The sequence below is a fragment of the Nocardia sp. CA-136227 genome (genome assembly GCF_050955695.1).
GTDB lineage: Bacteria > Actinomycetota > Actinomycetes > Mycobacteriales > Mycobacteriaceae > Nocardia.
This window is the reverse complement of the sequence record NZ_CP192081.1, coordinates 177,117-202,072: the sequence shown is the minus strand read 5'-3', so window position 1 is coordinate 202,072 and position 24,956 is coordinate 177,117. Positions and strand designations below refer to the sequence as shown.

Sequence of the window (24,956 nt, the reverse complement as noted above, 5' to 3'; positions counted from 1 at the left end):
GGTCCAGTCGGAACCTGACCGCCACGGTTCGCGGCAGAACTGGCAGACTGTCGTGACATGCGCGGAATCATCCTGGCCGGGGGCACCGGATCGCGGTTGCACCCGATCACGCGCGGGGTGAGCAAACAGCTGGTCCCGGTGTACGACAAACCGATGGTGTACTACCCCCTGTCCACCCTCATGCTGGCGGGGATCCGGGACATCCTGGTGATCACCACCCCCGAGGACGCGGACGCCTTCACCCGGCTGCTCGGCGACGGCAGCCGCTTCGGGGTGAACATCTCCTACGTGGTGCAGCCCGAGCCCGACGGCCTGGCGCGCGCCTTCGTGCTCGGCGCCGATCACATCGGCAACGACAGCGCGGCGCTGGTGCTGGGCGACAACATCTTCCACGGCCCCGGCCTGGGCACCCAGTTGCAGACCTTCCACGACCTCGACGGCGGCGCGGTCTTCGCCTACCGGGTCTCCGACCCCACCGCCTACGGCGTGGTCGAGTTCGCCGACGGCCGGGCCATTTCCATCGAGGAGAAGCCGGCCCGCCCGCGCTCCAACTACGCCATTCCGGGGCTGTACTTCTACGACAACGACGTGCTCGCCATTGCCCGCGACCTGAAGCCCTCGGACCGCGGCGAATACGAGATCACCGACGTCAACCGCGCCTACCTGGAGCAGGGCCGCCTGCACGTGCAGGTGCTGGCCCGCGGCACCGCCTGGCTCGACACCGGTACCTTCGACTCCCTGCTGGACGCGGCCAACTACGTGCGCACCATCGAGGAACGCCAGGGCCTGAAGATCGGTGTGCCGGAAGAGGTGGCCTGGCGGCTCGGCTTCATCGACGACGATCAACTCGCCCGGCTGGCCGAACCCCTGGTGCGCTCGGGCTATGGAAAGTACCTGATGGACCTGCTGGGCCACGGGCGAACCTGGGAGTAGGCATGCGGATTCGGGAACTGTCGGTGCCGGGTGCGTGGGAGTTCACCCCCCGGCTGCACGGAGACGACCGCGGCGTCTTCTACGAGTCGTTCAAGGCCTCGGAGTTCGAGAAGGCGACGGGCCGGCCCTTCGATCTGCTGCAGGTCAATATCTCCACCTCGGCGGCGGGCGTGCTGCGCGGCATCCACTACACCGAGACCCCGCCCGGCCAGGCCAAATACGTGACCTGCGTGCGCGGCGCGTTCCTGGACGTGGTGGTGGACCTGCGTCGCGACTCCCCGACCTTCGGGACCTGGGACGCGGTGGTGATCGACGATGTGGAGCGCAAGTCGGTGTTCCTGGCCGAGGGCCTGGGGCACGCGCTGCTGTCGCTGGAGGACAACTCCACCGTGAACTACCTGTGCTCGCTGGAGTACTCCCCCGAATTCGACCGGGACCTGGACGCTTTCGACCCGGACCTGGCCATCGCCTGGCCGACCGTGGGCCGCGACGGCGAGCCGCTCACCTTCGTCCGCTCCGACAAGGACGCCGCGGCCCCGCGCCTGGCGGATCTGACACTGCCGCACTGACTTTCCGCCCGAAACGCCGAAGCCGAGGCGCACCGTGAGTAACGGTGCGCCTCGGCTGTTTTCGGGAAGCCGGCCGGGCCCGTGTGAGCGGCGGACCCGACCGGCGGGTGACTAGCCGACCAGCTCGACCTCCGCGTCGCGGTCCGCCCGGCGGGCCCGGACCTTCGGCAGGAAGGCCGTGAGCGCGACCAGGGCACCGACGATGGCGACGCCCGCGGCGAACTGCAGGCCCGGCCGGTAGGTGTCGAGCATGGTGGCCGGGGTCGGGTGGCTGGGCACCGACGAGGTGACGATGGCGGTGGTCACCGCGAGCACGATGGCCGCGCCGACCTGCATGGCGGTCTGCAGCACACCGGCCGCCAAGCCCTGCTCGTCGTCGTCGATACCGCTGGTGGCCTGGATGTTGATGGCCGGGAAGCCGACCCAGCCGATGCCGACCAGCAGCACGGCGGGCAGCAGCACGGTGAGGTAGTCCGGCGCGGTGTCGATGCGCAGGTACAGCAGGTAACCGATGCCCATGATCACCATGGTGATCGCGATGATCGGGCCGGTGCCGAAACGGTCGACCAGCTTGTCGGAGACGAAGGCCGAGGCGACCACCAGCAGACCGACCGGCAGCAGCGCGAGCGCCAGCTTCAGCGGCGACCAGCCGAGGGTGTCCTGCAGGTACAGCGTGGTGATGAACTGCCAGCTGAAGTACGAGCCGCCGACCGCGATGATGGCGAGGCTGGCCCGGACCAGGGTGCCCTTGCGCAGGATGCCCAGGCGGACGAGCGGGTAGCGCACCTTGTTCTCGACGTAGACGAAGGCGGCGGCGAGCACGGCGACCGCGACGAACGAGCCGATGGTGCGGACCGAGGCCCAGCCCGCGGCGGGCGCGGAGACGACGGTGTAGACCAGCAGCAGCATGGTGGCGGTGGACAGCAGCGCGCCGAGCAGGTCGTGGCCGCCCTCTTCGGCGGGCTTGTCCTTGGGGACCAAGAAGTACGCGGCGGCCAGGGCGGCGAGCGCGATCGGGACGGGCAGCAGGAAGGTCCAGCGCCAGCCGAGCCCGGTCATCAGGCCGCCGAACAGCAGGCCCATGGAGTAGCCGCCCGCGCCGAAGACGGTGTAGATGGACAGCGCCTTGTTGCGGGCCGGGCCCTCCGGGAAGTTCGTGGTGATGATGGACAGGCCGGTGGGCGCGGTGAACGCGGCGGCCAGGCCCTTCACGAAGCGGGTCAGGATGAGCAGCGCCGGCGAGCTGACCAGCGCGCCGGCCAGCGAGGCCAGGGCGAAGACGGCGAGGGCGATCAGGAAGACCTTGCGGCGGCCGAGCAGGTCGGCGGTGCGGCCGCCGAGCAGCAGCAGGCCGCCGTAGCCGAGCACGTAACCGCTGACCAGCCACTGCAGGGTGGAGGTTTGGATGTCGAGTTCGGTGCCGATCGAGGGCAGCGCGACGCCGATCATCGAGACGTCGAGGCCGTCGAGGAACAGCACGATGCACAGGGTGATGAGCATGCCCCAGAGCCGGGCGGTCCACTGCGTGGTGTCGGCCGCGGTGCTCACTGCGGGGCGGATCTCGGTGGAAGTCACGAGAGAGGACGGTACATGCGTGCGCATCAAATGCACAAGCATTTAATGCGGTGGCATGATTTTGCCCGAGCGACTAAGATGACCCCCATGCCGAAGCCGACACTGCCCGTCGACCGGCCTGTGACAACGTCTTTCGAGACGTCGGGGCTGGTGGGTGAGTGGCGCGAGCTCCTGGCCCGGCACGCGTCCACATCGTGCGCCCTGGAGAAGGAACTGCAGGGCCGCCACCACATCGGGCTCAGCGAATTCGAGACCCTGGACCGCCTCATCGAAACCGGCAGCGACAGCTACAAGATGAGCGATCTGGCCAATGACATCTACCTCAGCCAGAGCGCGCTCTCGCGCACCGTGGCGCGGCTGGAACGCGACGGCCTGGTGGATCGCACACTGTGCACCAACGATCGGCGCGCGATCTTCGTCTGCGTGACGGAAAAAGGGCGCGAACTGCACGAGCAGGCCGCGCCCACGCACCGTGCGGTGCTGGCCCAGACCCTGGGCCAGTGAACCGGCGCCCTACAGCGCCGCGCGCACCGACTCGATGATCGGAAGCGCGTCCACCGCAATGGAACTCACCGAGGCGAAGGCCTCGCGGTAGCGGGCCACCTCGGGCTCCTTGTCGAGATACGAGGAACCGGTCAGCGACTCCACGTACACCACCGGCGGTTCGGTGGGTTCGCCTGCGGCGGTGGGGAATTCGAGCAACACGAACCGGCCCGCGTCCATACCGTTGTGGTAGCCGCACTCGGCGCGCAACAGGCGCAGCCGGACATTGGGCAGCTCGCCGAGCTTGTGCAGCCGGTCGAGCTGGCCGCGGGTCACCTCGTCACCGCCGACGCGGTGCCACAGCACGGCCTCGGAGATCACCACGTCCAGCTGGAGCGGCGAATCGGCACGGGTGAGCAGGGATTGGCGCGCGGTGCGCACCCGGACCCGGCGGTCGAGCTGCTCGGGCGAGATGCCGGGGTAGGCCCCCGCCAGCACCGCGCGGTAGTACTGCTCGGTCTGCAGCAGCCCGGGGACCAGCTCGTTCTCGTAGCTGATCAGCTTTCCGGCGGCTTCCTCGAGCCCGATGTAGACCTCGTAGCCCTCGTCGATCACATCGCTGAACTCGGTCCACCAGCCGCGGGCCTTGGTCTCGCGGGCCAGCGCGGTGAGCGGTTCGATGGCGTCCTCCGGCGCACCGTAGATCCGGCACATGGCCTCGACATCCAGACTGCGCAACGACGTCTGACCGGTTTCGATGCGCCAGATCTTGGCCTCGGACCATTCCAGTCGCTGCGCCGCCACCCGGGTCGTCATGCGCGCGCGATTTCGCAGGTCGCGCAGGTGTCGGCCGAGCTGCCGGCGCGGCACGGTCGATCCGGTAATCCCCTGCGGTAGAGCCATTCGTCCCCCTATACCAGTGTTGCGATCGCATTGTTGCACAGGAAAACTCAGCGATCCATGGACGCGGGACACGCTCCCGGCGGAGACGTAACGGGCCGCTACCCAGGCTACTTCCGGGAAGACCGGCGGCGGAAGCGCCAGAATTGCACTGCCTGAACATCTTTGGACAGCTGATTGACCGGTTCCGCCACATCCGACAGCGCCTGGAACAGATCGTCGGCCATATCGGAAATATGCTCGACCCGCGCCGCCAGCCGGGACGCGTTGAGCACGAACTCCAGCAGCAGGCGCACCACCGCGGCGATCACCAGGCCCAGCGGCACCGCGAACACCACCGCGAACACGATTCCCAGCCAGGCCGAGATTCGCCACAGCCCGACGGTTCCCACGATCGGGATGGTGAAAGCACCCGCCAAGCCCAGCAGATATGCCAGCGGCAGCAGCGTGCGGGTGGCGGCGTGGTGAAACTGCAGGTCCAGCAGGGCGCGGGCGGCATCCACGCTCCACGCGCCGAATGCTCCTGGGCTGGTGAAGGGTTCGACCGGTTCCTCTGGGTCTTCTTCCTCGGCGAGCCGCCGGGACATGCGGCGGGTGGCGGCCTCCTTGAAGGCGGCCCAGCGGCCTTCCTCGATGAGCTCCTCGAGCTTCTCGAGCTCCTCGAGTTCCGACTCCCCCGGCTGTTCGGCCATGCCGACGATCTCCTCTCCCGCAGACCCGTTCGGCCGATTCTGTGTCTCCGGTTTCGGCCGATTCAGTGTCTCCGGTAACGCCGGAGGCCCGCACGACGAGAGAGTGTGTTGTAGAACACGTCACGCCGGCGGGCTGATGACGGGCTCCGAACCGAGCGGTAGCGCCCTTGACGCGTCGTCGCAGGCGAGAGCCGGTCCGGTATCCGGGTGTCGCAGATGAGCCAAAGCCGCTTTTCGGTCGAAGCGGACTGGACACATGACGTTCTGCAAAGAATCCGGACTCGAGGTGAAAAAGGGTGTGTAACGCCGCGAACCCCCCGCTCCGATACGCCACCAGAGCAGGAACTAGATCTACCGGGGAATGGAGAAACCAGTGCGTACGACGTTTTCGTCAGCCGTTGCGGAATCTGCGCAGGACTACATCCAGCGCGGCTGGACGGTCGCCGAAACCGCCAATGGCGTCTGCCTGGTCACCGACGAGAACATCGCGGGCATCGAGGTCACCGGCGACACCGCCGCGTTCGTGCGCCGCTACCTGCGGGCCAACGACCTGACCGGCCCGGTCATCGAGATCCCGGGCGCCGAGCGCCGCGAGATCCACCTCGTCACCGGCCTGGCCAAGGCCGTGCGCGCCATCGAGGCGCTGCGCGACGCCGGCGTGGTCGTCTACTCCGACGGCGCGGGCATCCCGCTGCCGCCGAGCAAGCTGTCCGCCGGTGCGGCCTGCTGGGGCGTCGCCCCGCACGAGGCCCGCTGGATCCCGCCGGTGGTCGCCATCGCCGCGGGCGTCCGCGCCGCCGCCAAAGGAGCCCGGCCGCAGGCGACTCGTATCGCCTCCTGACACCGGCTCCACGAACGACTCGAAGCCCGCGAGTGCTCCCCGGCGCTCGCGGGTTTCACCGTATCCAGGTCCGAACGTTGCGAATTAAGAGATAACGGACATCAGCGCAGGCCTCGCGATTTCCTGCTCCCCCATCGCGATTCGTCCGCCGCAGGTGTTTCGCCCGATCCGCCGCCGGGCGATCATTGGGTATGACCCACGTCACGGACAGCCCCCGGACCGCCCCGAGTGATCATCGGACGGCTCAGGGTGATCATCGGACCGCGCTGCGCACCTGCCCGCTCTGCGAGGCGGTGTGCGGACTCGAACTCACCCTCGACGGCAGCGACCGCATCGTGTCGGTGCGCGGAGATCACGCCGACCCCTTCAGCAAAGGCTTCGTCTGCCCCAAGGGCGCGACTCTCGGCCACTTGGACGGCGACCCGGACCGGCTCACCCGGCCCATGATTCGCGATCGCGCCACCGATACCTGGCGGGCCGCGAGCTGGGACGAGGCCTTCGGGGTGATCCGGGAACGGCTGCCGCAGGTGTCGGCCGAGTACGGCAATCAGGCGGTGGGCCTGTATCTCGGCAACCCCAACGCACACACCGTGGCCGGTGCGCTGTACGTGCCGCTGCTGATCCGGGCCCTGGCCACCCGCAGCCTGTTCTCCGCCAGCACCGCCGACCAGATGCCCAAGCAGGTGTCGAGCGGGCTCATGTTCGGCGACCCGCTCACCGTGGCGGTGCCGGATCTGGACCGGACCGACTACCTGCTGATGCTGGGCGCGAATCCGCTGGAGTCCAACGGATCCCTGTGCACCGCACCGGATTTCCCGGGCCGATTGAAGGCGCTGCGGCAGCGCGGCGGCCGCTTCGTGGTGGTGGATCCGCGCCGCACCCGCACCGCCAAGCTGGCCGACGAGCACCTGTTCGTGCGGCCGGGCAGCGACGCCTACCTGCTGTTCGGGATCGTGCACACGCTGTTCGCGGAGGAGCTGACCGACATCCGGGTCGAGGTGAACGGGCTCGACGAGATCCGCGCCGCCGCGGCCGATTTCCCGCCGGAGCTGGTCGCCGCGCGCACCGGGGTGCCCGCCGGGACCATCGCGCGGCTGGCCCGGGAGCTGGCCGCCGCGCCCGCCGCCGCCGTCTACGCCCGGATCGGCACCTGCACCGCCGAGTTCGGCACGGTCACGCAGTGGCTGGTGGACGTGGTCAATGTGCTGACCGGCAACCTGGACTCGCCCGGCGGGGCCATGTTCGCGACGGGCGCGGCGCTGGGCATCGTGCGGTCGCGGCCGTTCCGGACCGGACGCTGGGGCAGCCGGGTGCGCGGGCTGCCCGAGGCCATGGGCGAACTGCCGGTGGCGACGCTGGCCGACGAGATCCTGACACCCGGGGACGGGCAGATCCGGGCCATGGTGACGGTGGCCGGCAATCCGGTGCTGTCCGCGCCCAGCGGCGCGCGCCTGGATGCCGCTTTCGAGGGCCTGGAATTCATGGTGAGCGTCGATCGGTACCTCAACGAGACCACCCGGCACGCGGACGTGATTCTGCCGCCTCCGCGCATGACACAGTCCCCGCACTACGACTTCGCGCTGCTCAATTTCGCGGTGCGGAACTACGCCCGCTACTCGCCGCCGGTGACGGCGCTGGGCGAGGACGAGCTGTCCGAGGCCGAGGTGATGGCCCGGCTGGCGCTCGCGGTGTCCGGGCAGGAACCGCAGCCGGGGCTGGATCCCCTCACCGTGGTCGACGAGATCGTGATCGCCGGGACCCTGCACAAGGCCGGGATGGCCGATCGGCGTGCGGAACTGCTCGGGTCGAACACCACCGAGCAGCGCCTGGACCTGATGCTGCGGCTGGGCCCGTTCGGCGAGTGGGCGGCAGCGGCGAAGGCCCCGACGGCGCCGTCCGCCGCGAGCGACGCCGATTCCGGGGACTCGACCGAGAACTGGGCGGGTCGGCTGAATCTGCAAGTACTGCTGGACAATCCGCACGGCATCGACCTCGGCCCGCTGCGCCCGCGCCTGCCCCGCGCGCTGCGGACGGCCTCGCGGAAGGTGGAGCTGGCCCCCGCGCAGCTGCTGGCCGATGTGGCCCGGCTGCGGGCGCGCGCGGAGGACCGCCGGCCGGAGATGGTGCTGGTGGGCCGGCGCCAGCTGCGCTCCAACAACAGCTGGCTGCACAACGTTCCGCCCTTGGTGGGCGGGTCGAACCGGTGCACGCTGCACATCCATCCCGAGGACGCGACGCGGCTGGGGCTGGACGGGCGGGCCGTGGTGAAGTCGGCGGCGGGCACGGTGACCGTGGAACTGGAGCCGACCGAGGACATCATGCCGGGGGTGGTGAGCCTGCCGCACGGCTGGGGACACGAGGACAGCGCGCAGGCGGTCGCCCGGACCCATGCCGGGGTGAACGCCAATGTGCTGACCGATGATTCGCTGGTGGATGTCCCGTCGGGGAACGCGGTGTTCAACGGGGTGCCGGTGACGCTCACCCGAGCCTGATTCCGGAGCCGTCGCGAAAAGACCTTCCGGTATTTATGTTTCGAGTACCGAAGATCAGCGCCAGCTAGGGGGATGAAAACGATCGAGCCGGGTGCGAAAGTCTGCAAAATGGACAAAACAGGTATGCGAAATCCCCGCGCCCCCTGGGGATCTCGCATACCCGCACCCTGAAATGAACCGGCAGCATCCCCACAGCTAAGGGACGGAGGTCCCTTGTGAGCGGTTTCATCCGGGAGGATCCTCGCATCGGGAAGGTTTGTCCGGCATCAGTCGAAGCGCCCTTACCAGGGCAGATATGCCGGTTCACGCATTCGCCACACGAAAATAGTTAAACCGTATAGGCTTTCGGGTGGCCGTAGTTCGTGGCCGAGCCTCTTCCATCCGGTATTTCAGCTACCAAAGGGGGCGCACGATGCCCGGGGTCAGAAACGGCAGCGACGGCGAGCGGGAACTGCAGGATCGGTACGGCACCGAGGACCGAGCGGAGCGCTTCTACTCCGATCAGGTACGGGATCGGCTCAATACCCACATGATCGATTTCATCCGCCGGATGGATATGGCCTTCATCGCCACCGCCGACAAGCACGGCGAATGCGATGCCAGTTTCCGCGCCGGCAATCCCGGCTTCCTGCACGTGATCGACGAACGCACTGTCGCCTACCCCGAATACCGCGGTAACGGCGTGATGGCCAGCCTCGGCAATGTGCTCGAGAACCCGCACGTCGGCATTCTGATGATCGACTTCGTCCAGGACCTGATCGGCCTGCACGTCAATGGCACCGCCCGCATCGTGGACGACGCGCTCATGCGCCGCTGCGTCCCGGATCTGCCCGCCGAGTCCCGCGGCCGCATGCCCGAGCGCTGGGTGGTGGTGGATGTGGAGGAGGCCTACATCCACTGCCGCAAGCACATCCCGCACCTGGTGCCCGCGCAGCGGGAGGCCCGGCAGTGGGGCACCGACAATATGCGCGCCAAGGGCGGTGACTACTTCCGGGCCAAGGAAGAGACCAGCGCCCTCGTCGAATCCTGAACCGCGCCTATTTGATCTTGAAGATCACCGCACGCTGGACGATGAAGTTGATCACGGTGGCGGTGCCCTGCGCCACACAGAACGCCAGGGCGATCCGCCACCAGGCGTCCGGCAGCGCGTAATAGCAGAGCTGGTTGATCCCCACCTGCAAGGCGAAGGTCAACGCGTACAGGGCGATCACCGCGAGGAACCGCTTGCGATTCGGCTCGGCCTGGAAGGTCCAGCGCCGGTTGATCAGATACGCCGTCGTGGTGCCCGCGATGAAGCTGATCGACTTGGCCACCGGCAGCGGCAGGCCCACCACCGTGAAAAGCAGGGTGTACAGGCCGAAGTCCACCACCGCGGAGAAGATGCCCGTCGCCAGGAAGCGAACGATCTGCGTCTTGAGATCGACATCCGTGCCACCCGGTTCGTCGACGAGGGGCAGCTCGGGAGGGAGGGGCAGATGGGGTTCCGCGGTCACAACGCAGAAGAGTAATGCCCGCGACATTGGACACAAGCCTCGGAACGGTTATGCCTGTAGCCTCTATGCCGATGTCCACGAAAGCTCAGACCACTACCGAGGCCGCCGCCGAGCCCAGCTCGAACGGTGACAGCCCCGTAGTCGGCAAAGAAAAAGAGGGCACCGTGTCACAGCAGGGTTCGTTCGACCTGCCGACGCAGACCCGGCGCTTGACCGGTTGGGGACGCACCGCGGCCACCACCTCGGAAGTGCTCTCCACCAGCGACCCGGAACTGATCGCCAAGGCGGTCGCCATGGTCGCGGAGGACAACGACTCGAAGCCCGCGCACCTGCGTCGCGGCGTCATCGCCCGCGGCCTGGGCCGCTCCTACGGCGATCACGCGCAGAACGCCGGCGGCCTGGTCGTCGACATGACCGCGCTCAACCGCATCCACCGCATCGACCGGGACTCCCGGCTGGTGGACGTGGACGCGGGCGTGTCCCTCGACCAGCTGATGAAGGCGGCGCTGCCGTTCGGCCTGTGGGTTCCGGTGCTCCCGGGCACCCGGCAGGTCACCGTGGGCGGCGCGATCGGCTCCGACATCCACGGCAAGAACCACCACAGCGCGGGCAGCTTCGGCAATCACGTGCGGTCCATCGATCTGCTCACCGCCGACGGCAAGGTGCAGACCATCGGGCCGAAGAAGAACGCCAAACTCTTCTGGGCGACCGTCGGCGGCAACGGCCTGACCGGCATCGTGCTGCGCGCCACCATCGAGATGACGCCGACCGAGACGGCCTACTTCATCTCCGACGGCATCAAGACCACCAGCCTGGAAGAGACCATCCGGGTCCACTCGGACGGGTCCGAGGAGAACTACACCTACTCCTCGACCTGGTTCGACGCGATCAGCGCGCCGCCGAAACTGGGTCGCGCCAATGTGTCTCGCGGCCGGCTGGCGAAACTCGACGAGCTGCCCAAGAAGCTGCGCAAGAATCCGCTGAAGTTCGATGCGCCGAATCTGCTGACGGTGCCGGATATCTTCCCGAGCTTCGCGGCCAACAAGTTCACGCTGGGCATGGTCGGCGAGGCGTATTACGCGCTCGGCGGCAATTACAGCGGCAAGATCATGAACTTGACGCAGTTCTACCACCTGCTCGACGTGGTGTCGGAGTGGAATCGGGCCTACGGTTCGGCCGGATTCATCCAGTACCAATTCGTGCTGCCGCCCGAGGCGCTGGACGAATTCACCAAGATCATCGTGGATATCCAGCGGTCGGGTCACCACTCGGCGCTCAATGTGCTGAAGTTCTTCGGTCCGGGCAACCCGGCGCCGCTGAGCTTCCCCATGGAGGGCTGGAACATCTGCGTCGACTTCCCGGTCCGCCCGGGTCTCAACGACTTCGTGCGTGAACTGGACCGCCGCGTCCTGGAATTCGGCGGTCGCCTCTACACTGCCAAGGATTCGCGCACCGACGCGGAGACCTTCCACAAGATGTACCCGCGGATCGACGAGTGGATCAAGATCCGCCGGAGCGTCGACCCCACAGGCGTTTTCATGTCCGATATGGCGAGAAGGCTGGAGCTTCAGTGATCAATGCGGTAGGCAACCCGCAGTCCATTCTGCTGCTGGGCGGCACCTCGGAGATCGGCTTGGCGATCTGCGCCGAGTACCTGAAGAAGGGCCCCGCGCGCATCGTCCTGGCGGCCCTGCCGGGTGACCCGCTGCGCGAGGACGCCGTGTCGCAGATGAAGGCGGCCGGGGCCTCCGAGGTCCAGGTCGTCGACTTCGACGCGCTCGACACCGGCAGCCACCCGGCCGTGATCGACGCGGCCTGGGCCACCAGCGATATCGACGTGGCCATCGTCGCGTTCGGCATCGACGGCGACGGCGAGATCTTCTGGCAGGACCAGCGCAAGGCCGTCATGATGGCCGAGATCAACTACACCGCCGCGGTGTCGGTGGGTGTGCTGCTCGGCGAGAAGATGAAGGCGCAGGGCTTCGGTCGCATTCTGGCCATGTCCTCGGTCGCCGGTGAGCGGGTGCGCCGCTTCAACTTCGTCTACGGCTCCACCAAGGCCGGCCTGGACGGCTTCTACCTGGGACTGGGCGAGGCCATCGCCAAGTTCGGCCCGCGCGTCACGGTCATCCGCCCCGGCATGGTGCGCACCCGGCTCTCCGCGCACGCCAAGGAGAACGGTCTCACCGTGAACAAGGAAGACGTCGCGCAGCTCGCGGTGTCCGCCTCGGAGAAGGGCAAGGAAATCGTCTGGGCCCCGGGCGTTTTCCGCTACGTCATGATGATCCTGCGGCACGTGCCGCGTCCGATCTTCCGCAAGCTGCCCATCTAGGCGAGTTTGCGATCAACGCCGCATTCCGGTCCCGGGGTGCGGCGTTTTTCATTTCCGGCGGGTCGGCCCCGGCGAGAGGTCCGCGCACGCGGCACTGGCTAGGCTGACCGGCGGTCCATGACATGAATGCGGAGGGCTGGTGCGGATGAGCGAGCGGGCGAGCGGGCGAGCGGCGGTGCTGGCGCGGCAGGCCGGTAATGCGGCCGGGGAGGCCGTGCTCGCCGCCGTGGTGGCGGCCGTGGTGGCCGCGATCGGGCTCGAGGCGTTCTCGGTCGTGCACTGGCCGGCGTTCAACTCCTCCAATGTGACCCGGGCGCTCACCACCGTCGGGCAGGTGGCCGCGCTGGCCATGCTGGTGGTCGCGGTCGTGTTGCTGCGCCTGCGCAAATGGGAGTGGGTCGCGAAACTGCTGTCCTGGGGCGGACTTTCGGCCTTCGTGACCGTGACGCTCGGCATGCCGCTGGCCGCGACCAAGCTGTACCTGTTCGGCATGTCCGTGGACCAGGAATTCCGGACGCAGTATCTGACGCGGCTGACCGACAGTGCGGCGCTGCGCGATATGAACTACGCCGAACTGCCGCCGTTCTATCCCGCGGGCTGGTTCTGGCTCGGCGGCCGGTTCGCGAGCCTGACCGGCATGGCCGGGTGGGAGGCGTTCAAGCCCTTCGCGATCATCGGTCTGGCGGTCGCGGCGACTGTCGCTCTGGTGCTGTGGTCCAAGTTGATTCGCGCGGATTGGGCGGTCGCTGTCGCCGCCGCGACCACCGCGGTGACCCTGGCCTATGGTGCCCCCGAGGCGTACAGCGCGGTGCTCACGCTGTTGCTGGGACCCGCACTGGTACTGGCCTGGGGCGCGCTCTATCGGCCCGCCGAGTCCGGCGAGGACACGGAGACCACCGCGGGCGGCTGGGGCGCTGTGGTGGGGACCGGGTTGTTCCTCGGCCTCGGCGCCACCTTCTACAGCCTCTACTTCGGTGTCGCCGTCTTCGCGGTGTGCCTGATGGCCGTCATCGCCGCGGGGCTCGCCATCCGATCGCAACACACCTGGCGGGCCATCTGGCCGATCCTGGTCCGGCTCATCGGAATCGGTGCCATCGCGGGCGTGCTGGCACTCGCCGTCTGGACCCCGTTCCTGCTGAAGTTCCTGTCGGGCAAGGCATCTTTGGGCTCCGGCTCCGCGCTCCACTACCTTCCCGAGACGGGTTCGCGGCTGCCGCTGCCGATGACCGAGTTCGATTTGCTGGGTGTGTTCTGCCTGGCCGGAACCATCTGGCTGGTGCTGCGTGCGGGCAGTTCACGGCGCGCACAGGCGCTGGGCATCGGCGTGGTGGCCATCTACCTGTGGTGCCTGCTGTCCATGGCAGCGACGGCGGGCGGAACCACCCTGCTGTCGTTCCGCCTGGAGTCGCCGCTGCTGGCGCTGCTGTCGGCGGCGGGCGTATTCGCCTTTGCCGAGGGTGCGCGGGCGGTCTACCAGGCGCTGAACGAGCCGAGCCGGTTCCGGGTCGCGGCGGCCGCGGTGGCGCTGGCCGGGGCGATCGGGTTCAGCCAGGGCATTCCGACGGTGCTGGCCACCGAGATCACCACGGCGTACACCGATACCGACGGCAATGGGGATCGCGCCGACCAGCGGGCTCCGTCGGCGGTCTCCTACTACCGCGAGATCGACGCGAAACTGCTGGAGCAGACCGGGCGGCCGCGCGACGGCAGCGTGGTGCTGACCGCGGACACCAGCTTCCTCGCGATCTACCCATACTTCGGATTCCAGGCGCTCACTTCGCATTACGCGAACCCGCTGGCGGATTTCGCGGCGCGCACCGCCGAGATCCAGCGCTGGGGCACACTGAAGACGCCGCAGGAGCTGACCGACGCGCTCGAGCACTGCCCGTGGCGGGCGCCGGACGCTTTCCTGTTCCGGCGTTCCGGTGACGGCTACACGCTGCGGCTGTCCCAGGACGTCTACCCGAACGATCCGAATGTGAAGCGCATCACGGTGACGCTGCCCAAGGCATTGTTCGATGACGGGCACTACCGCATCACCGATATCGGACCGTTCACCCTCGTCGTGCGTGTCTGAGGGATGGGGCGAGACAAGGATCACTTATCCCCAAAAGTGAGGCGGAATCTGGGGATAACTGTCCGATTCTGTGGATAACTTCTCGACTTGCCAGTGCAATCTCAGCGGGAAGCTGTAGCGTGGGCCGCTGATTGCAAGGCACAAGGAGTTATGCGTTGGCACAGGGGCGGGAAACCGATCGGGGGAACGAAACGGGCTCGGCGGTGGCGGTTCTCGACCGCGTCACGCCGAATACGGCCCGTCCCAACCTGACTCGCGCGCAGCGCACGGCCGCACGGCTACGCCTGGCACGAGCCGATCTGTTCGTCGCGGGCGCGTACCTGTCGCTGGCGGTGCTGGTGCTGTCCGGTCAGTGGCTGCACACCGACCGCGGCTACCTGATCAAGAGTGGCCAGGACCAGACCATGTGGGAGTGGTTCTTCGCGGTCACCGCCCACGATGTCTCGCATCTGCACAATCCGCTGGGCACCACGCTGCAGAACTATCCCGACGGCGTGAACATGATGGCCAATACCGCCATGTTCGGCGTCGGGGTGCCGCTCACCCCGGTCACGCTGCTGTTCGGGCCGACGGTCACCTTCGTGCTGGTGCTCACCCTGGGCCTGTGCGGCACCGCGTTCGCCTGGTACTGGCTGTTCTCCCGCGAACTGGTGTCGTCCAAATTCGCTGCGGCCGTGGGCGGCCTGTTCTGCGGGTTCGCGCCCGCCATGATCTCGCACGCCAATGCCCACCCGAATTTCGTGCTGCTGGCGCTGCTGCCGGTGATCGCCCTGAAGGTGATCCGGATGGCGCGCCGCGCCGCTGCGGGCACCGAGGTGACTCGCGGTCGCCGCAACAAGGACGCCTTCGTGCTGGGCCTGCTGGTGGCGACGCAGATCGCGCTCGGTGAGGAACCGCTGCTCATCTTCGCGCTCGCCTTCGGTCTCTTCGCGCTGGTCTATCACCTGCACGCCCCGAAGACCGGGCTGCGGATGGTGCGCGCTCTGGCCCCGCCGGTGCTGCTGGCGGCGCTGATCACGGTGGCGCTGACCGATATTCCGCTGTGGTGGCAGTTCTTCGGGCCGCAGTCCTACCGTTCCATCGACCACGGGCCGATGAAGAACGATCTGAAGGCGCTGTTCCAGTTCCCGTCCGAGTCCCTGGGCGGCATGTTCTCGCACGGCCAGAACGTGGCCATCAACGCCACCGAGGAGAACTCGTACTTCGGCTGGCCGCTGTGGATCGTGGTGTCGGTGGCCATCATCCTCATGTGGCGGGAACGCGCGGTGCGCGCCGCCGCCGCGGTGATCGCCCTGTTCACGATCCTGTCGCTGGGCGCCTCGGCCACCATCGGCCTCGGCGACACCGGCATCGTGCTGCCGTGGAAGTGGCTCGACCATGTGCCGCTGCTGAATTCGGTGCTGGAGTCCCGCTTCACCATGGCCGCCATCCCCGCCATCGCGGTGGTGCTGGTCCTGGCCACCCAGCGCGCCCTGGACTACTGGAGCGTCTCCGCCACCGACTGGCGCCCACTGGCCCTGTTCGCCGCCCTGGTCTTCGCGCTGCTGCCGCTCACCCCCACCGTCCTGCCGGTGGTCCAGCGCGCCCCCACACCCGCGTTCTTCACCGACGGCACGGTGCGCCAATACGTTTCGGGCGGCTCCGTGGTCATCGCCCCGCCGCCCACCGCCCCCGACGCCCGCGCCCTGCGCTGGCAGGTGGACTCCGGCTTCGAATTCCCCCTCGCCGGAGGCTATTTCGTCGGCCCCACCGGCTCCTCCAAGAAGGGCCGCTACGGCCCCGACGACCGCCCCACCGCAACCCTGCTGACCAAAGCCCAGCAGTCCAACAAGATCCCGGCGATCGACGAGTCCGACCGCATCCGCGCCCTGGTCGACCTCCGCTACTGGCAGGCCGACGTCGTCGTCCTCCCGCCCACCGACAACGCCGACACCCTGCGCCTGACCCTGGACCAGCTCCTCGGCTTCCCCGCCAAGTACGTCGACGGCGTCTGGCTGTGGGACGTCCGCACCCTCCTGCACTGACCCCGCGTCAGCGCGCCGGCGGCGTGCTCACCTTGGTGTAGGTCGCTCCGGGGTAATTCGCACCGGAGCGAACCAGCGTGCCGCCCCGGAACTCGACATCGGTCCGGGGTGCGGACACCGGGCAGCCGTGATCGCTGCCGGTGGTTTCGAGCCGGGACTCCCCGACCGAGATGCGGGTCGACAGATTGCTGGACTCCAGCAGCGCGGTGTACGAGCAGATGCCCTGGCCGCCGCCGGGCAGCGTGATCTTCTCGGTGAGGGTGAAGACCTGGTCGCCGATATTGCCGCCGTTGATGGTCAGCGCGTAGTCGCCGTCGCCCGAGGGGCCGGTCTTCGCCGACCAGCGGCCCAGCACGGACCCGGGCACCTGCCCATCGGTCGCCGGGCGACCGGCGGAGGTGGGGCTGACGGTCGAGACCGGCGAGAACGCCTGGGTGCTGGACGCGTTCGTCACCTCCGCCGCCGAACCGAGGTAGCGGAACAAGCCGTAGCCCAGGCCGCCGGCGGTGACCACGAACAGCACGCCGAGGGCGGCCACGAGGACGCCGCGCCGCGGGCGGGTCGGACCGGCAACGGGTGCCGCGGGCGGCGCGGGTTCCGGTGGCGCGGGCCGGACGGCGTTCGGCGGTGGATTCGACGGCGCGCCGCCCGGCAGCGGCGGTGTCACGAAATAGGTTGTCGGCGTTCGGGACTCCGCGGCGTCGCGCGCCGCGTTCATGAAGTCGGTGCAGGTCGGGTAGCGCTGCGCCGGATCCTTGGCGAGCGCGCGGCTCAGCACGTCGTCGAGCGCCCGCGGCAGATCGGGCCGCACCTGGCTCAGCCGCAGCGGCGCGACCGCCGTGTGCGCGTGCACCCAGCCCAGCGGATTGTCGGCGTCGAAGGGGCGGCGGTCGGTCAGCAGCACGAAAAGCGTGCAGGCCAAGGAGTATTGGTCCGACTGCGGTCCGATGGGCGCGCCCGACACCTGTTCGGGTGAGGCGAAGGCGAAGGTGGCCGAGATGACGCCGGTCGCGGTCAGTTTGGTGGATTCGTCGCGCAGCCGGGCGATGCCGAAGTCGGTCAGCAGCGCGCGCTCGGTGCGGCCGTTGTCGGCGGGCGCGAGCAGCAGGTTGGAGGGCTTCACATCCCGGTGCAGGACGCCCTTGCCGTGCGCGTAGTCCAGGGCCCCGGCGATCTCGGCCCCGATGCGCAGTGCCCGCGCGGGCGCCACGGCCCGCAGCAGTCCGGCGTCCGGGCCGTCGACGTACTGCATGGAGATCCACAGCAGGTCCTCGGCGACGCCGCGGTCGTAGACGGACACGATGTGCGGATGGTCGAAGCGGGCGGTGAGGTCGGCTTCGCGCTGGAAGCGCCGCCAGGTGTCCGCCTCGGTCATCAGCGCGCTCTGGTGCATGATCTTGAGCGCCACCATGCGGGGTAATCGGGGATGTCGCGCCACGTAGACCGATCCCGACCCCCCGGTCCCGATCCTCCGCTGAATCACATGCCCGGCCACGATCTCACCGGGACGGAGTTCCGCCATGCCCCCGCTTCTCCATTCCTCGCCGACACCGCGCGCCGACGACCTGTCGATCTTCGCCGAAGCGCGCGTGTCGTGGGAACCCTATCGAATTCCGGCCGGTTGAAGGACTTTTCGGTTCTCAGTTGGTGCGGGTGTAGGTGACGGCGCCGCTGCGGGAGAGGGCTCGGGTGATGCGGCCGTCGGTGAGGACGAGTTCGTGGGTGCCTTGGACGAGGCAGCCGTCGGCGTCGCCGGTGACCAGATTGCCCGCGCCCACGGTGATGTCGGCGGTGCCGGGGACGCCGAGGAGGCGGTAGTCGAAGACGCAGATGGGGCGGCTGTCCCGGAGGACGGTGGAGGTGACGACCACGTCGTTGAGGTTGCCCTGGCGGATGGAGAGGCGGTAGCGGTCGGCGTTGGCGGTGCTGGTGCCGGACCAGTCGCCGACGAAGGCGGAGGGGACGCGGCCCGCGGGGGCCGGTGGGGTGGTGGCGGCGACCGTGGTGACGGCGGTGGGGGCTGCCGAGGCGACGGTCGGGACCGCGGCGGACAGCGGTGTGCCGGAGGATCTTCCGTGGCTCTCGAGGTTCATGGTGACGACGATGGCGCTGCCGCCGATCACGGCGGCGGCCAGCACGGCCAGCAGGCCGGTGACCACGCCACGGCTCACACCCGTCGACACCGGGACGGGTTCGGGGGCTCGATGCCGGTGGGGCGGCGCGTCTTCGAAGGATCCGGTGCGCGCGCCGTAGGCGACGCCATAGGCCGGTGCGCCGGGGTTGGTGCGGTAGCCGCCGGCGAGGGCGGTGGGGTCGGTGCGGGGGGAGCGTAGGACGGACGGGTCGGTGACGAAACCGGGCGGGGGGGTGCTCGGGGCCGCGGCGGCCGGGTTCAGGATGGTTTGCGCGGAACCTGTTTGCCAGGCGTGCCAGGCGGCGTCGGCGAAATCGGTGCAGCTGGGGAATCTTTCGTCCGGATGTTTGGCCAGGGCGCGGTCGAAGACCGGGTCGAAGGCGGCGGACAGGTCCGGGCGGAGCTGGGTGACGTGCAGGGGCGGGGTGCTGGTGTGGGCGTAGATCCAGCCCGCGAGGTCGGTGGCCAGGAACGGGCGGGTGCCGGTGAGGAGCACGAAAAGGGTACAGGCCAAGGAGTATTGGTCGGTGCGGGGGTCGAGGTAGCGGCCCGAGACCTGTTCGGGGGAGGCGAAGGCGAAGGTGGCGGAGATATCGCCGGTCTTGGTGACGTGGGTGGTCTCGTCGCGCAGGCGCGCGATGCCGAAATCGGTGAGCAGGGCGCGTTCGGGGCGGCCGTCGGCGGCCGGGGAGAGCAGGATGTTGGAGGGCTTCACATCCCGGTGCAGCACGCCCTGGCCGTGCGCGTAGTCGAGGGCCGAGGCGATGCCGCCCCCGATGCGCAGCGCCCGTTCGGGGGCCAGGCCGGTGACGCCGTCCGCGTCGGGTCCGGCCACGAATTGCATGGCGATCCACAATCTTCCGGCGTCCATGCCGCGGTCGTAGACCGACACGATGTTCGGATGGTCGAAGCGGGCGGTGATGTCGGCCTCGCGTTCGAAGCGCCGCCAGCCCTCGGTGTCGGCGTCCACCTCGTCGCGGTTGAATACCTTGAGGGCGGCCAGGCGGGGTAGCCGGGGATGGTGGGCGGCGTAGACGGTGCCCGATCCCCCGGCCCCGATCCAGCGTTCGATGACATATCCGGCGATCTCCTCGCCCGGCTTCGGATCGGCCATGATCGCGCACCTACCTACGTCAGTGGAACCCTGCTACTTCAGTGGAGCCCTGTCGAGCCAGTCGGTCAGGAGGTTGTTCACCGTGTGCCCCGGCCAGTGCAGCACCATGACGAAGCGCGACCGCGGATCGCCGTCGGGGAAGGAGACCGCGGCCAGCGCGCGCTGGGTCTCGCTGTCCCGGGTGACGGCCGGATCCACCGTGGCCGCCGTGGTGACGGTGAGATCGCCCGCCACGTCCTGATGCGTTACCGGGGTGACCCGGGCATTGCCGCCGAAGAACAGCGCGGCCACCGATTTGCCCGGGCGGGTGTCGAAGTCGAGGAAGTCGAAGCGCGGCTGACCGGTGGCGTCCTCGGCATTGCAGCGCACCCGGTGCGCACCCTGGACCGCCTCGTCCGGACCGGGATCCTTGGGACGGCAGGACCCGCCCTGCCAGCCGACCGCGGTGCCGTTGGCGGCGAGCTGACCGATCAGGCTGGGGAAGGCACGGGCGATGGCGGCGTCCTCACGGCCCCACGAGGAGATGAGGGTGTCGGCGCTGGTGTACGTGATCAGGCCGCTCACATCGGTTTTGCGGCTGACCCGCCCGTCGGGCAGCAGGGTGAGGGTGGTGGGCCCGTTGGCGCGGCAGGCATTGGACGGCTCGCGCACCACGATCTCGGAGGTGCCGATGATGAGCCGGTCGCCGTCGCCGGGCACCTGATCGAGCGGGGCGGAGAATTCGCAGTGGAACGGAAACCCGTTGGGCAGCACGCCGTCCACCCGGTTGGACAGCACCGGATCACCGATCTTGGCCTGCTGCACGGTGAGCCGGTAGTTGGTCTGGCCCTCGGTGGCCAGCCAGGTGCCCACGAACCGGTCGGGCACCATCCCCCGCGCGGTCGGCGGGGACGGCGAGTTGCCCTGGTCGAGGGCGAATCCCACGCCCGCCGCGGTCACCGCCGCCACCGCCGCCGGGATCAGCACGCGTCGCTGTAACCGCCCTTGCCACAGCGGTTTCCGTCTTCGCCTGCCGACGCTCCGAGGCGGTGGATGCGGCAGGCGGGCGCGGGCGGTGACGGCCAGGGCCGGATCGGAGTAGTACGCCTCGGTGGCGGCGTAGGCGAAATCCACGCAGCTGTCGAAGCGGTCCTCCGGGTCCTTGGCCAGGGCACGCTCGAACACGTCGTCCAGGGCGTCCGGGAGCGCCGGGTTCAGTTCGCTCAGCCGGCGCGGCTTCTCCTGGGTATGAGCGTGCACCCAGGCGAGTGGATTGTCGGCGGTGAAGGGCCGCTGGTCGGTGAGCAGCACGAACAGCGTGCAGGCCAGCGAGTATTGATCAGATCGCGGACCGACCGGTTTCCCGCTCACCTGCTCCGGTGATGCGAAAGCGAAAGTGGCGGAGATATTTCCGGTATGGGTGAGCTTCGTGGTCTCGTCGCGCAGCCGCGCGATGCCGAAGTCGGTGAGCAGCGCCCGCTCCGGGCGGCCGCTCTCGGGATCGGCGATGAGGATGTTGGACGGCTTCACATCCCGGTGCAGCACACCCTTGCCGTGCGCGTAATCCAGCGCGGCCCCGATCTCACCGCCGATGCTCAACGCCCGTTCGGGCGAAACATGGTGCAGTTCACCGGCATCCGCGCCGTCCACGAACTGCATGGAGATCCAGAACCGGTCCTCGGCGACGCCGCGGTCGTAGATCTGCACGATATTGGGATGGTCGAAATGCGCCGCGATATCGGCCTCACGCTCGAAACGCCGCCACACCTCGTCGTCTTCGGCGACCTCGTCACGTTTCAAGACCTTCAGAGCCGTGAGCCGGGGTAACCGCGGATGCCGGGCCGCATAGACCACGCCCGATCCCCCGGCCCCGACCCGCCGCGCGATCACATACCCGGCGAGAACTTCGCCAGGTCGCAGCTCGGTCATGATTCCTCTTGTCCTCCGGCCCGGCCCCACGCCCAGTTCGGATAACAACCATCATAGAGTCGTTCTTCGTGCGCGCAGACTCCCGAGCGTTCCACCGCATCCGCATCCTCGCCCTGGTGTCCGGTCTTCTCGGATTCCTGCTGGCGGTGATCACACCGATCCTGCCGGTGCAGCAGGACCGGCCCACTCTGCATTGGCCACAAGGGGATACGGCCGATGTGGCCGCGCCCCTGGTCTCCTATGTGCCGTTGAGCCTGGACGTCACGCTGCCGTGCCAGGTGCTGCGGGAGCTGCCGAGCGGGACGCTGTTCTCGACGGTGCCCGCCGCCTCCGGGCAGGCCGAGACCAAGGGCCTGGTCGTCAAGGTCACCGACGAACCCGGCAAGGGACCCGTCCTCTCGGTGCTGGTGCGGTTGATTCCGCTGCTGTCCGCGCCCGTCGCCGAGATCGGCGAGTGCGGCGCCGTGACCGTGCACTCCGACGCCACCCAGACCCGGGTGGAATTCGCCGGGGTCGCGCGCAAGGACGGGACGCCGTTCGTCGGCACCGTCGGCGGCGACACCCGGCCGCAGGTGGTGGGCCTGTTCACCGATCTGAAGCGGGAGCAGCTCGGGAACGCCTCCGCCACCGTGCAGATCGACGCGCGCTTCACCTCCAGCCCGACCTGGCTCAAGCGGCTGGCGACCATCGGCGCGGTGCTGTTCACCCTGCTGTCGCTGTACGCGCTGCACCTGCTCGACACCGCCGACGGCCGCAAGCCCCGCCGCTTCCTGCCCGCGCACTGGTGGCGGGTGCGGCTCGCCGATGTCGCGGTGCTGGGCACGCTGGTGGTGTGGCACTTCATCGGAGCCAACACCTCCGACGACGGCTACATCCTGAATATGGCTCGGGCCTCGAAGTATTCGGGCTATATGGCCAACTACTACCGCTGGTTCGGGGTCGCCGAGGCGCCCTTCGGGTGGCCGTACGAGGTACTGGCCTGGATGACCCGGATCAGCGATTCCAGCCCGTGGATGCGGTTGCCCGCGCTGCTGGCCGGCATCGTGTGCTGGCTGGTGATCAGCCGGGAAGTGCTGCCGCGCTTGGGCTCCCGGGTGCGCCGCGACCAGGTCGCGATCTGGACCGCCGGCCTGGTGTTCCTGGCCGCCTGGATGCCCTACGACAACGGCCTGCGACCGGAACCGCTGATCGCGGCGGGCGCGCTGCTGACCTGGTGCTCCATCGAACGCGCGATCGCCACCGGGCGGCTGCTGCCCGCGGCCGTCGGCGTGCTGATCGCGGCCTTCTCGCTGGCCGCCGGGCCGACCGGCCTGATCTGCATCGCCGCCCTGATCGCGGGCGCGCGGCCGGTGCTCATGGTGATCATCAAACGCGCCGGGCAGCAGCGCGGTTCGTGGCTGCTGCGCTACGGCGCGCTGCTCGCGCCCGGCATCGCGGCCGGAGCCCTGGTGCTGGTGGTCGTTTTCGGTGATCAGACCCTGGCCTCGGTCATGGAGGCCACCCGGGTGCGCACCCTGATCGGCCCCAATGTGGCCTGGTTCGACGAGCGCACCCGCTGGGACGCGCTGCTCATGCTCTCCCCCGACGGCTCACTGGCCCGCCGGTTCGGCATCCTCGCCATGCTGCTGAGCCTGGGCGTGTGCGTGATGGTGATGCTGCGCAAGAACGGCCGCATCCCGGGCACCTCGCGGGGTCCGTCGGCGCGGGTGCTGGGCATCGTGTTCATGTCGCTGTTCCTGATGATGTTCACGCCCACCAAGTGGACCCACCACTTCGGCGTGTACGCGGGCCTGGCGGGATCGCTGGCGGCGCTGGCCGCGGTCGCGGTGGGGGTCAACGGGATTCGCTCGCCGCGCAACCGGACGCTGTTCACGGCGGCGGTGTTCTTCCTGCTGGCCATGACCTTCACCGGATCCAACGGCTGGTGGTACGTGTCCAGCTACGGCGTGCCGTGGTTCGACAAGGCCCCGCTCGTCGCGGGCAAGGGGTTCTCGACCCTGTTCCTGGGGCTGGCGGTGCTGTGCCTGCTGATCGCGGCCTACCAGCACTTCCGGGAGCCGTATATGACGCCACGGCCGGTGCGCGGCTTCGACAAGTTCGCCAGCATGCCGCTCACCATCGCGGCGGCGGTCCTGGTGCTGTTCGAGGTGTTGTCGCTGGCCAAGGCGGCCGTCGGCCAGTACCCGGCCTACTCCATCGCCCAGTCGAATCTGCGCGCGCTGAAGGGTGATTCGTGCGCCCTGGCCAACGAGGTGCTGGTGGAGACCGATACCGCGGGGTCGCTGCTGCACCCGTGGACCGGCTCCGACGCCGACGGCCTGGCCGCGCAGAACACCGGGTTCACCCCCAACGGCGTGGCCACCGACCTCACCGCGGACGCCGAGGAGACCGTCACCGGCGGCGCCAACTCGGTGAACGACAAGTCCGGCAACAAGACCTCCAAGACCACCGGGGCCGGCACCGGCGGCGGCAAGAGCGAGCAGGCCGGTATCAACGGCAGCTCGGTCGCCCTGCCCTTCGGTCTGGATCCGGCCAAGACCCCGGTGCTGGGCAGCTACACCGATGGCGAGCAGCAGGTTTCGAAGCTCACCACCCAGTGGTACAACGCCGAGAAGCTGAACTCGGTGCGCGACAACCCGGCCTACCAGGTGCTGGTGGTGACCGCGGCGGGCCGCATCAAGTCCTTCGACAAGGACGGCGTCCAGACCTATGGACAGGATCTGATCGTCGAGTACGGCACCCGCGACGCCGCGGGCGAGGTCCGCGATGTCGGCCAGATCCGGCCCATCGACATCGGCCCGAACCCGTCCTGGCGCAATCTGCGTATCCCGCTGGACCAGATTCCCGCGGGCGCGAACGCGATTCGCCTGGTCCTGAACGACGCCGACATCACACCACGCCAGTGGCTGGCGGTCACCCCGCCCCGGCTGCCCGAGCTGCGGACGCTGAATTCCCTTGTCGGCGACCAGGCCCCCGTGCTCGAGGACTGGCACGTGGGCCTCGCGTTCCCGTGCCAGCGCCCGTTCGACCACCACGACGGCGTGGCCGAGGTGCCCGAATGGCGCATCCTGCCCGACCGCGTGGGCCAGGACGCCTCCAATGCCTGGCAGGACGACATCGGCGGCGGCCCGCTCGGCTGGACCGGTCTGCTGCTGCAGTCCGAGACCCGGCCGTCGTACCTGAACCACGACTGGCGACGGGACTGGGGCGGCCTCGAGAAGTTCACCCCGTATGCCCCGAACGCGAATTCACGCCCCACCTTGGACGTGACCGTGGAGACCCGATCGGGCCTGGCCAAGGACTCGCCGATCAAGGCCAAGTAGAAGCCGCGAAAAGCCCGCTCGGAACGCTGTTCCGGGCGGGCTTTCGGGTTTATTCACACCATGCCC

The 24,956-nt window shown here is 68.7% G+C and carries 18 protein-coding genes; 11 read left to right on the top strand and 7 right to left on the bottom strand.

The annotated features are described in order from the left end of the window. Window positions 1-57 precede the first annotated feature (57 nt). Window positions 58-933, top strand: coding sequence for a glucose-1-phosphate thymidylyltransferase RfbA (gene rfbA, locus ACQP06_RS00880; RefSeq protein ID WP_357088120.1), 876 nt, complete (start codon window positions 58-60; stop codon window positions 931-933). Between the two features lie 2 nt (window positions 934-935). Further along, complete coding sequence (locus ACQP06_RS00875; RefSeq protein WP_433669758.1) at window positions 936-1,502, top strand: dTDP-4-dehydrorhamnose 3,5-epimerase family protein; 567 nt, start codon at window positions 936-938, stop codon at window positions 1,500-1,502. 111 nt (window positions 1,503-1,613) lie between these two features. On the opposite strand, the gene ACQP06_RS00870 is transcribed toward ACQP06_RS00875, so the two are convergent. Further along, window positions 1,614-3,104, bottom strand: coding sequence for an MFS transporter (locus ACQP06_RS00870; protein ID WP_433669756.1), 1,491 nt, complete (start codon window positions 3,102-3,104; stop codon window positions 1,614-1,616). Between the two features lie 60 nt (window positions 3,105-3,164). On the opposite strand from ACQP06_RS00870, the gene ACQP06_RS00865 reads away from it, so the two are divergent. Continuing rightward, window positions 3,165-3,581, top strand: coding sequence for a MarR family transcriptional regulator (locus ACQP06_RS00865; RefSeq protein ID WP_433669754.1), 417 nt, complete (start codon window positions 3,165-3,167; stop codon window positions 3,579-3,581). A gap of 9 nt (window positions 3,582-3,590) precedes the next feature. Here ACQP06_RS00865 and ACQP06_RS00860 read toward each other — a convergent pair whose 3' ends face one another. Together ACQP06_RS00860 and ACQP06_RS00855 are read right to left on the bottom strand one after the other, a co-directional pair. After that, window positions 3,591-4,463: a helix-turn-helix domain-containing protein gene (locus tag ACQP06_RS00860; RefSeq protein WP_357275186.1), complete on the bottom strand. Its 873-nt coding sequence runs from the start codon at window positions 4,461-4,463 to the stop codon at window positions 3,591-3,593. Window positions 4,464-4,570: 107 nt separating this feature from the next. Continuing rightward, window positions 4,571-5,152 carry a DUF4282 domain-containing protein gene (locus ACQP06_RS00855; protein WP_433669752.1) on the bottom strand — a complete coding sequence of 194 codons (582 nt, stop codon included), beginning with the start codon at window positions 5,150-5,152 and terminating at the stop codon, window positions 4,571-4,573. Window positions 5,153-5,525: 373 nt separating this feature from the next. Here ACQP06_RS00855 and ACQP06_RS00850 point away from each other — a divergent pair, with 373 nt between their 5' ends. The 3 genes from ACQP06_RS00850 to ACQP06_RS00840 all read left to right on the top strand — a co-directional run bounded on the left by ACQP06_RS00850 (window position 5,526) and on the right by ACQP06_RS00840 (window position 9,515). Next, window positions 5,526-5,993 carry a hypothetical protein gene (locus ACQP06_RS00850; protein WP_433669750.1) on the top strand — a complete coding sequence of 156 codons (468 nt, stop codon included), beginning with the start codon at window positions 5,526-5,528 and terminating at the stop codon, window positions 5,991-5,993. A gap of 191 nt (window positions 5,994-6,184) precedes the next feature. Then, window positions 6,185-8,485, top strand: a complete 2,301-nt coding sequence (locus tag ACQP06_RS00845; protein ID WP_433669749.1) for a molybdopterin-dependent oxidoreductase — start codon at window positions 6,185-6,187, stop codon at window positions 8,483-8,485. 412 nt (window positions 8,486-8,897) lie between these two features. Next, a complete protein-coding gene (locus ACQP06_RS00840) occupies window positions 8,898-9,515 on the top strand; it encodes a pyridoxamine 5'-phosphate oxidase family protein (RefSeq protein WP_379277964.1) in 618 nt (205 codons plus the stop codon). 7 nt (window positions 9,516-9,522) lie between these two features. Here the strand turns inward: ACQP06_RS00840 and ACQP06_RS00835 are convergent, their stop codons facing one another. Beyond that, window positions 9,523-10,005 (bottom strand): GtrA family protein, encoded by a 483-nt coding sequence (locus ACQP06_RS00835; RefSeq protein ID WP_379277963.1) that lies wholly within the window; start codon window positions 10,003-10,005, stop codon window positions 9,523-9,525. A gap of 44 nt (window positions 10,006-10,049) precedes the next feature. Here ACQP06_RS00835 and ACQP06_RS00830 point away from each other — a divergent pair, with 44 nt between their 5' ends. The 4 genes from ACQP06_RS00830 to ACQP06_RS00815 all read left to right on the top strand — a co-directional run bounded on the left by ACQP06_RS00830 (window position 10,050) and on the right by ACQP06_RS00815 (window position 16,411). Continuing rightward, window positions 10,050-11,552 (top strand): FAD-binding protein, encoded by a 1,503-nt coding sequence (locus tag ACQP06_RS00830; RefSeq protein WP_433669747.1) that lies wholly within the window; start codon window positions 10,050-10,052, stop codon window positions 11,550-11,552. Beyond that, complete coding sequence (locus ACQP06_RS00825; protein WP_379277959.1) at window positions 11,549-12,310, top strand: decaprenylphospho-beta-D-erythro-pentofuranosid-2-ulose 2-reductase; 762 nt, start codon at window positions 11,549-11,551, stop codon at window positions 12,308-12,310. The genes ACQP06_RS00830 and ACQP06_RS00825 overlap by 4 nt, the downstream gene beginning before the upstream one ends. 145 nt (window positions 12,311-12,455) lie before the next feature. After that, window positions 12,456-14,387 carry a galactan 5-O-arabinofuranosyltransferase gene (locus ACQP06_RS00820; RefSeq protein WP_433669745.1) on the top strand — a complete coding sequence of 644 codons (1,932 nt, stop codon included), beginning with the start codon at window positions 12,456-12,458 and terminating at the stop codon, window positions 14,385-14,387. A 203-nt stretch (window positions 14,388-14,590) separates the two neighbouring features. Continuing rightward, window positions 14,591-16,411, top strand: a complete 1,821-nt coding sequence (locus tag ACQP06_RS00815) for a glycosyl transferase (RefSeq protein ID WP_433673539.1) — start codon at window positions 14,591-14,593, stop codon at window positions 16,409-16,411. 7 nt (window positions 16,412-16,418) lie between these two features. Here the strand turns inward: ACQP06_RS00815 and ACQP06_RS00810 are convergent, their stop codons facing one another. From ACQP06_RS00810 to ACQP06_RS00800, 3 genes are all read right to left on the bottom strand, one after another. Continuing rightward, window positions 16,419-17,933 carry a serine/threonine-protein kinase gene (locus tag ACQP06_RS00810; protein ID WP_433669743.1) on the bottom strand — a complete coding sequence of 505 codons (1,515 nt, stop codon included), beginning with the start codon at window positions 17,931-17,933 and terminating at the stop codon, window positions 16,419-16,421. 118 nt (window positions 17,934-18,051) lie between these two features. Next, the gene (locus ACQP06_RS00805; protein ID WP_433669741.1) at window positions 18,052-19,659 is read right to left on the bottom strand and encodes a serine/threonine-protein kinase; all 1,608 of its coding nucleotides are present in this window, start codon (window positions 19,657-19,659) and stop codon (window positions 18,052-18,054) included. Between the two features lie 33 nt (window positions 19,660-19,692). Continuing rightward, window positions 19,693-21,567 carry a serine/threonine-protein kinase gene (locus ACQP06_RS00800; RefSeq protein WP_433669739.1) on the bottom strand — a complete coding sequence of 625 codons (1,875 nt, stop codon included), beginning with the start codon at window positions 21,565-21,567 and terminating at the stop codon, window positions 19,693-19,695. A 68-nt stretch (window positions 21,568-21,635) separates the two neighbouring features. Between ACQP06_RS00800 and ACQP06_RS00795 the strand changes: the two genes are divergently transcribed. Next, entirely contained in the window at window positions 21,636-24,890 is a 3,255-nt protein-coding gene (locus ACQP06_RS00795; protein WP_433669737.1) for an arabinosyltransferase domain-containing protein, read from the top strand. The last annotated feature ends 66 nt before the right edge of the window (window positions 24,891-24,956 follow it).

What these genes read in the sequence shown, in the direction of transcription:
- rfbA (WP_357088120.1), top strand. Translation starts at nt 58, where the DNA reads ATGCGCGGAATCATCCTGGCCGGGGGCACCGGATCGCGGTTGCACCCG.
- ACQP06_RS00875 (WP_433669758.1), top strand. Translation starts at nt 936, where the DNA reads ATGCGGATTCGGGAACTGTCGGTGCCGGGTGCGTGGGAGTTCACCCCC.
- ACQP06_RS00870 (WP_433669756.1), bottom strand. Translation starts at nt 3,104, where the DNA reads ATGCGCACGCATGTACCGTCCTCTCTCGTGACTTCCACCGAGATCCGC.
- ACQP06_RS00865 (WP_433669754.1), top strand. Translation starts at nt 3,165, where the DNA reads ATGCCGAAGCCGACACTGCCCGTCGACCGGCCTGTGACAACGTCTTTC.
- ACQP06_RS00860 (WP_357275186.1), bottom strand. Translation starts at nt 4,463, where the DNA reads ATGGCTCTACCGCAGGGGATTACCGGATCGACCGTGCCGCGCCGGCAG.
- ACQP06_RS00855 (WP_433669752.1), bottom strand. Translation starts at nt 5,152, where the DNA reads ATGGCCGAACAGCCGGGGGAGTCGGAACTCGAGGAGCTCGAGAAGCTC.
- ACQP06_RS00845 (WP_433669749.1), top strand. Translation starts at nt 6,185, where the DNA reads ATGACCCACGTCACGGACAGCCCCCGGACCGCCCCGAGTGATCATCGG.
- ACQP06_RS00840 (WP_379277964.1), top strand. Translation starts at nt 8,898, where the DNA reads ATGCCCGGGGTCAGAAACGGCAGCGACGGCGAGCGGGAACTGCAGGAT.
- ACQP06_RS00835 (WP_379277963.1), bottom strand. Translation starts at nt 10,005, where the DNA reads ATGTCGCGGGCATTACTCTTCTGCGTTGTGACCGCGGAACCCCATCTG.
- ACQP06_RS00830 (WP_433669747.1), top strand. Translation starts at nt 10,050, where the DNA reads ATGTCCACGAAAGCTCAGACCACTACCGAGGCCGCCGCCGAGCCCAGC.
- ACQP06_RS00820 (WP_433669745.1), top strand. Translation starts at nt 12,456, where the DNA reads ATGAGCGAGCGGGCGAGCGGGCGAGCGGCGGTGCTGGCGCGGCAGGCC.
- ACQP06_RS00810 (WP_433669743.1), bottom strand. Translation starts at nt 17,933, where the DNA reads ATGGCGGAACTCCGTCCCGGTGAGATCGTGGCCGGGCATGTGATTCAG.
- ACQP06_RS00805 (WP_433669741.1), bottom strand. Translation starts at nt 19,659, where the DNA reads ATGGCCGATCCGAAGCCGGGCGAGGAGATCGCCGGATATGTCATCGAA.
- ACQP06_RS00800 (WP_433669739.1), bottom strand. Translation starts at nt 21,567, where the DNA reads ATGACCGAGCTGCGACCTGGCGAAGTTCTCGCCGGGTATGTGATCGCG.